Origin of the sequence: uncultured Pluralibacter sp. (assembly GCF_913775985.1) — a bacterium.
Taxonomy (GTDB): domain Bacteria; phylum Pseudomonadota; class Gammaproteobacteria; order Enterobacterales; family Enterobacteriaceae; genus Pluralibacter.
In genome coordinates this window covers 1-7,950 of the sequence record NZ_CAJYMB010000082.1, presented here as the reverse complement: position 1 = coordinate 7,950, position 7,950 = coordinate 1, and the positions used below count along the sequence as shown (strand labels likewise).

The 7,950-nt window shown below is 52.8% G+C and carries 10 protein-coding genes and 1 pseudogene; 5 read left to right on the top strand and 6 right to left on the bottom strand.

Annotated features, from left to right (window positions below):
- The 3 genes and pseudogenes from QZ766_RS08735 to QZ766_RS08725 all read left to right on the top strand — a co-directional run.
- Positions 1-627 (top strand): annotated as a pseudogene (locus QZ766_RS08735) (MFS transporter); the annotation flags it as partial.
- Between the two features lie 86 nt (positions 628-713).
- Positions 714-1,247 (top strand): 2,4'-dihydroxyacetophenone dioxygenase family protein, encoded by a 534-nt coding sequence (locus QZ766_RS08730; RefSeq protein ID WP_297200306.1) that lies wholly within the window; start codon positions 714-716, stop codon positions 1,245-1,247.
- Between the two features lie 175 nt (positions 1,248-1,422).
- A complete protein-coding gene (locus tag QZ766_RS08725) occupies positions 1,423-1,959 on the top strand; it encodes a hypothetical protein (RefSeq protein WP_297200303.1) in 537 nt (178 codons plus the stop codon).
- A gap of 32 nt (positions 1,960-1,991) precedes the next feature.
- Here QZ766_RS08725 and QZ766_RS08720 read toward each other — a convergent pair whose 3' ends face one another.
- Genes QZ766_RS08720 through QZ766_RS08710 form a run of 3 tightly spaced genes read right to left on the bottom strand, consistent with a single transcriptional unit; the run spans position 1,992 to position 4,840 of the window.
- Complete coding sequence (locus QZ766_RS08720) at positions 1,992-2,687, bottom strand: lactate utilization protein C (protein ID WP_297200300.1); 696 nt, start codon at positions 2,685-2,687, stop codon at positions 1,992-1,994.
- On the bottom strand, positions 2,684-4,108 hold the full coding sequence (locus tag QZ766_RS08715; protein ID WP_297200297.1) for a LutB/LldF family L-lactate oxidation iron-sulfur protein: 1,425 nt from the start codon (positions 4,106-4,108) through the stop codon (positions 2,684-2,686). Before QZ766_RS08715 ends, QZ766_RS08720 begins: the two co-directional genes overlap by 4 nt.
- Positions 4,109-4,120: 12 nt before the next feature.
- On the bottom strand, positions 4,121-4,840 hold the full coding sequence (locus tag QZ766_RS08710; RefSeq protein ID WP_297200294.1) for a (Fe-S)-binding protein: 720 nt from the start codon (positions 4,838-4,840) through the stop codon (positions 4,121-4,123).
- A gap of 262 nt (positions 4,841-5,102) precedes the next feature.
- Here QZ766_RS08710 and QZ766_RS08705 point away from each other — a divergent pair, with 262 nt between their 5' ends.
- Positions 5,103-5,456: a hypothetical protein gene (locus QZ766_RS08705; RefSeq protein WP_297200292.1), complete on the top strand. Its 354-nt coding sequence runs from the start codon at positions 5,103-5,105 to the stop codon at positions 5,454-5,456.
- Between the two features lie 424 nt (positions 5,457-5,880).
- Positions 5,881-6,204 (top strand): hypothetical protein, encoded by a 324-nt coding sequence (locus tag QZ766_RS08700; RefSeq protein ID WP_297200288.1) that lies wholly within the window; start codon positions 5,881-5,883, stop codon positions 6,202-6,204.
- 222 nt (positions 6,205-6,426) lie between these two features.
- Here QZ766_RS08700 and QZ766_RS08695 read toward each other — a convergent pair whose 3' ends face one another.
- From QZ766_RS08695 to QZ766_RS08685, 3 genes are all read right to left on the bottom strand, one after another.
- Positions 6,427-6,723 (bottom strand): DUF1493 family protein, encoded by a 297-nt coding sequence (locus QZ766_RS08695; protein WP_297200285.1) that lies wholly within the window; start codon positions 6,721-6,723, stop codon positions 6,427-6,429.
- On the bottom strand, positions 6,717-7,181 hold the full coding sequence (locus tag QZ766_RS08690; protein ID WP_297200282.1) for an STM2901 family protein: 465 nt from the start codon (positions 7,179-7,181) through the stop codon (positions 6,717-6,719). The genes QZ766_RS08695 and QZ766_RS08690 overlap by 7 nt, the downstream gene beginning before the upstream one ends.
- A 676-nt stretch (positions 7,182-7,857) precedes the next feature.
- The coding region (locus QZ766_RS08685) for an IS3 family transposase (RefSeq protein ID WP_297200309.1) at positions 7,858-7,950 on the bottom strand (93 nt) is incomplete at its 5' end.

Below are 7,950 nucleotides of genomic sequence, written 5' to 3'. Positions count from 1 at the left end.
GCCCGCGGGATCGAGGGCGGGGCCGATCGCGTCATTCCCGACTTTTCTGTGCTGATCAAAAATCGCGGCCTGACGATCGTGGCGCTGACCCTGATGCTGTTCCACCTCGCCAACGCGGCGCTGCTGCCGATGCTCAGTATGCGGGTTGCTGCAATGCCGGGCGGGCTCAATCCCGGGCTGTACGCGGCGGCGACGGTGATTATCTCCCAGGGCGTAATGATCCCGGTCGCGATATGGACTGCCCGGCACCTCGAACGCTACGGCTACTGGCGCCTGATTCTGGTGGCGCTGCTGGTGATGCCGGTGCGTGCAGGGCTCGCCGCCAGCAATGGCGACGCGCTGATGATGATCCCGGTTCAGACCCTCGACGGCCTCGCGGCGGGGATCCTGGGGGTGGTGGTGCCAAGCTTTATTGTGGCCCTGCTGCAGGGCAGCGGGCACGTCAACGCCGGGCAGAGCGTGGTGATGCTGCTGCAGGGCGCGGGGGCGGCCATTAGCCCGGGGCTGACGGGCGTACTGGCGGGGCGCTACTCGTTTTCCACCGCATTCACGGTACTGAGCCTGATCGCGCTGGTGGCGCTGTTCGTCTGGTGGCGTTTTGGCGAACGTGGGCAGGCGGTGGAATAACGCACAATTGTAGCTTTAATGTTGTGCATATATTAATCCGGTGTTACGTTATTACAACATAACACTAGATGACAGGCGAGGTCACAATGGTTGAAAAAGCGAATGCCGAGTTCTGGCGGAATATTCCTCCGATAACTAACCCGTTCAAGCCCGACGCGCTTCCCGAAGCTTATATTAAAGATGCGGCCAGCGACGATCTGCGGCTGTACGCCCCTTTTACCGACACTGTTTCCTCCCGCCCGCTGTGGATCTCCCCGTCGGAGAATCGCTGGAGCGACATTTTGATGGCCACCAAAGCCGGGCTGGTCAACCGCCACTATCATCCGCACGAGATTTTTGCCTACACCATTTCCGGAAAGTGGGGCTATCTGGAGCACGAGTGGACCGCTACCAAAGGGGACTTCGTGTTTGAAACCCCGGGTGAAGGGCACACGCTGGTGGCCTTTGAGCACGAAGAGCCGATGCGCGCCTTCTTTATTGTCCACGGCCCGCTTATCTGGCTGGACGAAGAGGGCAAGCCGGACGGCTATTTTGACGTTCACGACTATATCGCCATGTGCGAAGCGCACTACGAAAAAGTGGGACTGGGCAAAGAGCGCGTCCGGGAACTGTTCCGCTAAACCGACCTATCGAATGTGTACTGACCCGGCCCCCGCGCCGGGTTTTTCAGAACTTTCTCCCGCCTGAACGCGCGTTTTTTCACCGCACGCTGCGTAATGTATGCCAGACTCATTATCAGTAGTCCGCTAACCAATAACCGCCCTTCGCCCGCGGGCGCGTGATGAACAGGCCCCCATGCAAATTAACGACGACGACGAACCTTCAATCTTTCCGCACGCCAAAGAGCGGCTCGCCTTTTATCGCAGTGAAATCCACCATGAAATCAACTCCTTGGCGGCCAGGAATAATGCCCTGCTGGCGGCGCAGTCGTTTCTGATCATTGCCTACGCTTCCTGCATGGGCAATCTCAATCCCCGCTGGGGCGATATTTTTACCCTGGTGGCGCCGGTGATTTTGTCGATATTTGGCGTAATGAGTTCTCTTTCTGTGGGGCCCGCCATACGCGCGACTTACAAGATTATCGAGCACTGGCAGCGCAAGCAGGACGCGCTGTTTACCGCAGATCTGAAAATCGGGTCCGTGTGCGACGACGCACCGCTGTTCGACGATAAGCCCTACAGCTACACCAGCTACCGCTACGCCACCTACTTTTCAAAAAAGACCCCGGTGTACTTCATTATGCTGTGGATAGTGCTGGGCCTGCTGGCGGTGGCGCTTCACTACATGAATGAGGTGCCCTACCTGAAGCAAATTCTCTCCGCGCTGAAATAGCGCGACGCCGTACCCGGCGCCGCGCGGGGCCGCTAGCAGTCATCAATAATGAGGCAGGCGGTGTTCACCGGGCCGTGGACGCCCACCACTTTGATAAGCTCGATATCCGCCGTCGAACTGGGGCCGGAGATAATGTTGATGCAGGACGGCATCCGCTCTCCCGCCTGCGCCCGCCGGTGGAGGATCTGCGCCAGCTGCGCAACCCGGGGCAGGATCGTACTTTTACGCAGCACCGTGATGCAGGACGTCGGCAGCAGACTCAGGGAGCGCCCGCGCTCCGGGGCAGAAAACAGCACTACGCCGCCGGATTCCGTCAGCCCGTACTCCGCAAACACTACGCCCACATTGGCCTGCTCCGCCAGGCGCACGTTTTCCTCGCCCAGCGCCGGGTCCCATACCGCCGCGCCGAGCGCCTCCTGCAGCCGCCGGGTTATCCCCAGCTCCGCCAGGCGAGCGTCGCCGCTGACGATTGCCGGGCCGCCGCCGTACTCTTCGCACAGGCGCAGCGCGGCGTGCGGCGCGTCGGCGGGGCTGGTGAGCTCGCAGTGGGTCATCATCGCCGTAGAGGCAAAGTCGATAAAGGCGTCGCAGCGCTCCTGCGCCGTTAATTCGGTCAGGCGGGTTTGCGGATAGTCGTTCACCGGCGCGGGGGCCGGTACGGGTTCGGTGCGCGGCTCGCGCCCCAGCGATCTGGCAAGGGTATCTAAAAATGCCGTGCGGTTGTTCATGATTTTTTTCCCTCTGCCTGATGTTTCTTAAACCAGCTGCGGAAGCTCTCGCCGTCTGCCTCGGGCAGATCCCGGGCTTCCGTCCAGTCGCCGATAGCGCCGATGTTGAAGGGCGCTTTGCCGCCTTTAATAAACCAGCTTGCCGCGTGCGCGCCCGCCACCATTCCTACTTTCCACAGACCCGGGTGGCTGTTGGCGTAGGTAAACATCTTGATGGCACGCTGCTCCGCTTTCGGGGTGATGCTGTTTTCCGCCATCACCCGGCGGTGGCGCAGGATCAGTTTAGAGAGCGGGATCTGCACCGGGCAGACGCTGTCGCAGGCGGTGCACAGCGAGCAGGCGTAGGGCAGATCTTTAAAATCGTCATAGCCGCCGAGCAGCGGGGAGAGCACCGCGCCGATGGGGCCGGGATAGATCGAGCCGTAGCCGTGGCCGCCGATGTGGCGGTAAGCCGGACAGGTATTCATGCAGGCTCCGCAGCGGATGCAGCGCAGCACCTCGCGAAACGGCGACCCGAGCACCGCCGAGCGGCCGTTATCAAGAATAACCAGGTGGAACTCTTCCGGGCCGTCTACGTTGCCGGCCTCCCGCGGGCCGGTCAGCCAGGTGTTGTAGCCGGTCAGCCGGGCGCCCACCGCGCTGCGCGCCAGCAGGGTAATCAGCACGTCCACCTCTTCAAAGGTCGGGGCAACGCGCTCCATCCCCATCACCGCAATATGCGTCTTCGGCAGGGTGGTACACATCCGGGCATTGCCTTCGTTAGTGACGAGGCACACCGAGCCGGTTTCGGCCACCGCGAAGTTGCAGCCGGTGACGCCTACCTCGGCGGTGAGGAAGTCCTGCCGGATTTTCTCGCGGATAAACAGCGTCATCGCCTCCGGCGTTTCCGGGCCGTCGTAGCCCAGCGTGTCGTGCAGCACCCGGCGGATCTGGTGGCGATCTTTGTGGATGGCGGGCACCACCACGTGGGAGGGCGGATCCCTGTCGAGCTGGAGAATGTACTCCCCGAGATCGGTTTCGATGGTTTCGATCCCCGCCTGCTGCAGGACGTGGTTCATGCCGATCTCTTCGGTAACCATCGACTTCGACTTCACCACTTTTTTGGCATTTTTCGCCTGTGCCACCTGCAAAATGTAGCGGGTGGCGTCCTCTTTGGTTTTGGCGAAGTAGACGTGGCCGCCGTTCTCAGTCACTTTTTCCGACAGCTGATAGAGGTAGGCATCCAGATTATCAAGCACGTGCTCGCGGATCTGGCTGGCACGCTCGCGCCACGCCTCCCAGTGGCCCAGCTCGTCCACCATCTTCTGGCGGTTAGCGCCGATGCGCTCCTGAGCGTTGGCCACCGCGCTGCGCATCACCGGATCGTCAATTTGCTGGCGGATGCGGATTTTAAAATCGGTATCGCTGGTTTTTAAGTACATGTTGTTTCTCCCTCAGCGGCTCATCAGTACTTCGGCAATGTGCATCACCTTCACCGGACGCCCCTCGCGCTGCAGGCGCCCGCCGATATTCAGCAGGCAGCTCACGTCGGCGCCAATCAGGTAATCGGGCCGGGCATCCATCATGTGCGCCACTTTCTCCTTCACCATCTCGCCGGAGATCTCCGCCATCTTGACCGAGAACGTCCCGCCGAAGCCGCAGCAGGTCTCCTGGTCGGCAAAGGGCAGCAGCTCCAGCCCGTCAACGTGGCCGAGCAGCGTCAGCGGCTCCTCCTTAACGCCCATTTTGCGAAACAGGCTGCAGGAAGGGTGATACACCGCCTTGCCCGGCAGCCGCGCGCCGACATCTACCACCCCGAGCTGGTTAACGATAAACGACGTCAGATCGAACATGCGGGCGGCAACCTTCTCCGCCCGCGCGGCCCACTCCGGTTCATCCTGCAGATAGCCCGCGTAGCTTTTAACCGCATAGGTGCAGGAGCCAGCCGGAGAGATAATCGGGTCGTCATTCTCTTCAAGGGCGGCAATCAGGTTCTTCATCCCGGGAATTGCCTCGCGGATATAGCCGCTGTTGATCGCCGGCTGGCCGCAGCAGCACTGCTTTTCCGGAAAGTTAACCCGGCAGCCGAGCTGCTCAAGCAGCAGCACCGAGTCGCGCGCCATCCGCGACTTCAGCGCGTCGCCGATGCAGGTGACGAAAAAATTGATGTTCATGGGGGAGGCTCCATTGCGTGTTTTGAGGCAAAAGGGCGCGGCAGGCGAGGCGGAGTGGCTGGAGGATCGGGTGTAAAACGGAAATGTGAAGCATGCTCATCCTGAACGCGTAGATATTTTATTTGTGTGATAAATGTAAGGGTTATACCGCGTAAAGGGTGTGGGAATGTGTGATGGGGGGCACGTTTTTGGTGGGGATGTGAGCGGTGAAGTAGGTTTGAGGGGAATTTGAGTATTGCTTAAAAGAACTTAAAGATTCCGAATGGAGCTTAAAATTTTTTTCAAAACCCTTATGCTGCATGTAGACAAGAAAAGCTGCATGTTTATGGGGAAAGTGATTTTGCGAACTGTAATATACGTTAAAAAGAGCCTTGTTTTCATTACCTGCTTTATTGTGTCTTGTTTGCTCACGATTTATGGGATGCCGCTGAACAAATTAATGTTGAAGGCTGTTGATTATAGTTATCAATGTTGTGGGAGGTATCTGGCAGAGAATTATGAATATGGAACGGATCCTGTTTCTTTTATGGCGATTGTTGTGACTAATATTGGTTTGGCGATTGTTTTGATGTTTTTGGTAAGGGTTGTTAGGCGGGGTGTTTGTGGTTTTTTATGAATTATGTGTGGTTTTGTTTAATTAGAGGACTGGCTATAATGTGATATGTTGTTACTGGTGGTTGACATCAGTGATTAGTGTTCTTTTTAACCTGTAGAAATAGGATATAATCTATTTTGCTTGTTGTGTGTTATCTATGGCTGAGAGTTTCGGTATTTAGTCGAGGATCCGCTATTGGTAGATTCAATATCGCTATGGTAACTCTACCGAGACGGGTATTAAATACCAGGAATAACAAGTTGAAAATGAAAAGGACATGAGAAGCAGTAATCAAAATTGGACTAAAGGTACGATGAAAAAATAAATAAAATATATGTATATTAATAAGTTATATGCGATGGCTCATTAGAGGAAAGAGCGTGCTTCATAAAATTTTTAAGAATTGGTATAGTTTTGTTACTGCGTACAATTTTGAGAGTTAGATATGAAGAAAGAAATCACAGAAAGTGAGTTAAGCGAATACGGATTTACTGAGAAAGAAGTATCACGGTTGAGTGAAATTTTGACGAGACCGGAAAATAAAAATGACACTTACTTTACATTGTTAAACGATCTAAGAAAGCGGTTTTGGGGTGGTATCATAGGTGTTGTTATTGCTTTTATAATTGCTATTTTTTGGTTTTTGAATTTTGAAAAAAATGACTTCACTTACCCAATAATAATCTTATTTCTCTTAATTGTGATTTACAAGCTGACACCTTTTCCAATGGCCTTGAAAGCTTACAAATTTTACTTAAAAAACAAATGATTATTGCTCTTTGACCTCATGCGTTGTATTGCCTATCTGTATCCCTTTTACGATTGAAGATACTCCTGTAAGAGCCAGAGCCGATCTGTTTATAGTCGTTATTTTTTTGTAAAAATTTGGTTCTGTATAATAAAGTAGCCTACATGCCTCAGGTTTTAGTGTAAATTTGATTGCTCTGTAAAATGAAGTGATATTCCTAATAGGCTGATAAGTAAGTAGATTTTATTTCCCCAGCCAACGGCCAGCTTTTGCGGAGTCTATTAACAGTTGAATGGTCAAGGGGGCTTCCGGATCGCCGAAATCGGGAAAATAGTATTCAAAGTTTATTTCGAGTGGGTTGATATTAAATTCAATTGTATATTTCTCCAGAAGGTCATATGCATCTAATGGATCCAAGCGAAAATCATTGTTTAGATCCGTATTATGTTGTAGTTTGAAGCGACGAAATGAGAAAATACTTGGGGCATTATATTTCTCGATTAGAGAAAATACGGCTTCTTCTATATTATTATTTACCACAGTTTGTCTTCCTTTCTTACGATGAGGTTATATCGGGATACTGATTCGTAAGTTATCTGCGCAACATCAGCAGCCAGGATAATCCAGCCAATAACAGGAATGGTTCGCCCGGTGAAAGTCGCGAGCCGCATCGTCATGATTTTTTTTATTCTGAACGGGTTAGCTTGCGTAGGAGAATGTATCCATGTAGGCAACTTTACCGGTAGCATGGTGTCTTTCAGCATTTTTCTTGAGAATTTAGATGCATAGCTAGTCCCTTTTGTTGCCCCACCGAATTTACCGGGAACTGTCAATAAGTTAGCACCGCTGTAAACGGCTACTGCAGCAATAACATCCTTAGCCCCAGTAAAATGCTCTGCGGTTACATCGACCATGATCCAGAAGAAAAGCTCTCCTGGAGGCAGATTAGTCAAGCCGCCATAAAAGTAAGTACCGCCAAGTTGCTCTGTGGTATCCATGCACAGTCCCTCAGTTTGGTTTGTTTATGACCATAGCAAATAGGATCGCGAGACTGCAAGGAGCCAATGTAAGCATAGTTTTAGGAACCACGGAAAAATTATGTCTTTACGAGTTGCCTAAAAGGTTCGGATTTAATTAGTTTTTTCTGACTTTGTGGGACAACCTGAGGTCATAAAAAAGCCTGCAGGGCGGGCCTTAGGACTTCATCGGGTGACTCTGGTAATTACCGATGGAGAATTGTGGTGGAGCTGGCTGCAAGCGCCACCAAATTCTAACTTTCTGATTCTTGGAGCTATATAGCAGGAATCAATGCTACAGTAGTATAATACACTACGAAAATTCCTATAACTTTTATAAGCTTTTGTCAAAGTCGGCCAACAACCGTTGCAATGCGGTCATTATAAGCATTTACTTGCACTTGGTTATCCTGTGAGCGGTCAACACGATATAATTCTTCGTTGTCAGGCTGGGAGTAACGGCCCCCTGTGACGATGCAGCTCATATCGATACCATTATAATCACATATTAAGCCCAATCGTTGGAGTGACCATATGTGATCATTTATAGGCATATGAATCTGGTTCAATGCAGCGAGTTTGGCGGTTATTTCTGTATTAACGGCGCTCATAACGCTTCTATGCGGACTGACCCCACATCAGTAGACAAATCCTGTCCTCACGACGAGGCCTGCTCGAAGGCCTCCGGACTGACGCCGCCGAGATGACTGTGGCGTCGGGCCCGGTTGTAGAACACTTCAATGTAATCGAA

Bases quoted from the DNA above. Each gene is read 5' to 3' on its own strand.
- QZ766_RS08720 (WP_297200300.1), bottom strand. From the start codon at position 2,687: ATGAACAACCGCACGGCATTTTTAGATACCCTTGCCAGATCGCTGGGG.
- QZ766_RS08730 (WP_297200306.1), top strand. From the start codon at position 714: ATGGTTGAAAAAGCGAATGCCGAGTTCTGGCGGAATATTCCTCCGATA.
- QZ766_RS08710 (WP_297200294.1), bottom strand. From the start codon at position 4,840: ATGAACATCAATTTTTTCGTCACCTGCATCGGCGACGCGCTGAAGTCG.
- QZ766_RS08705 (WP_297200292.1), top strand. From the start codon at position 5,103: ATGGAGCTTAAAATTTTTTTCAAAACCCTTATGCTGCATGTAGACAAG.
- QZ766_RS08700 (WP_297200288.1), top strand. From the start codon at position 5,881: ATGAAGAAAGAAATCACAGAAAGTGAGTTAAGCGAATACGGATTTACT.
- QZ766_RS08715 (WP_297200297.1), bottom strand. From the start codon at position 4,108: ATGTACTTAAAAACCAGCGATACCGATTTTAAAATCCGCATCCGCCAG.
- QZ766_RS08725 (WP_297200303.1), top strand. From the start codon at position 1,423: ATGCAAATTAACGACGACGACGAACCTTCAATCTTTCCGCACGCCAAA.
- QZ766_RS08690 (WP_297200282.1), bottom strand. From the start codon at position 7,181: ATGGATACCACAGAGCAACTTGGCGGTACTTACTTTTATGGCGGCTTG.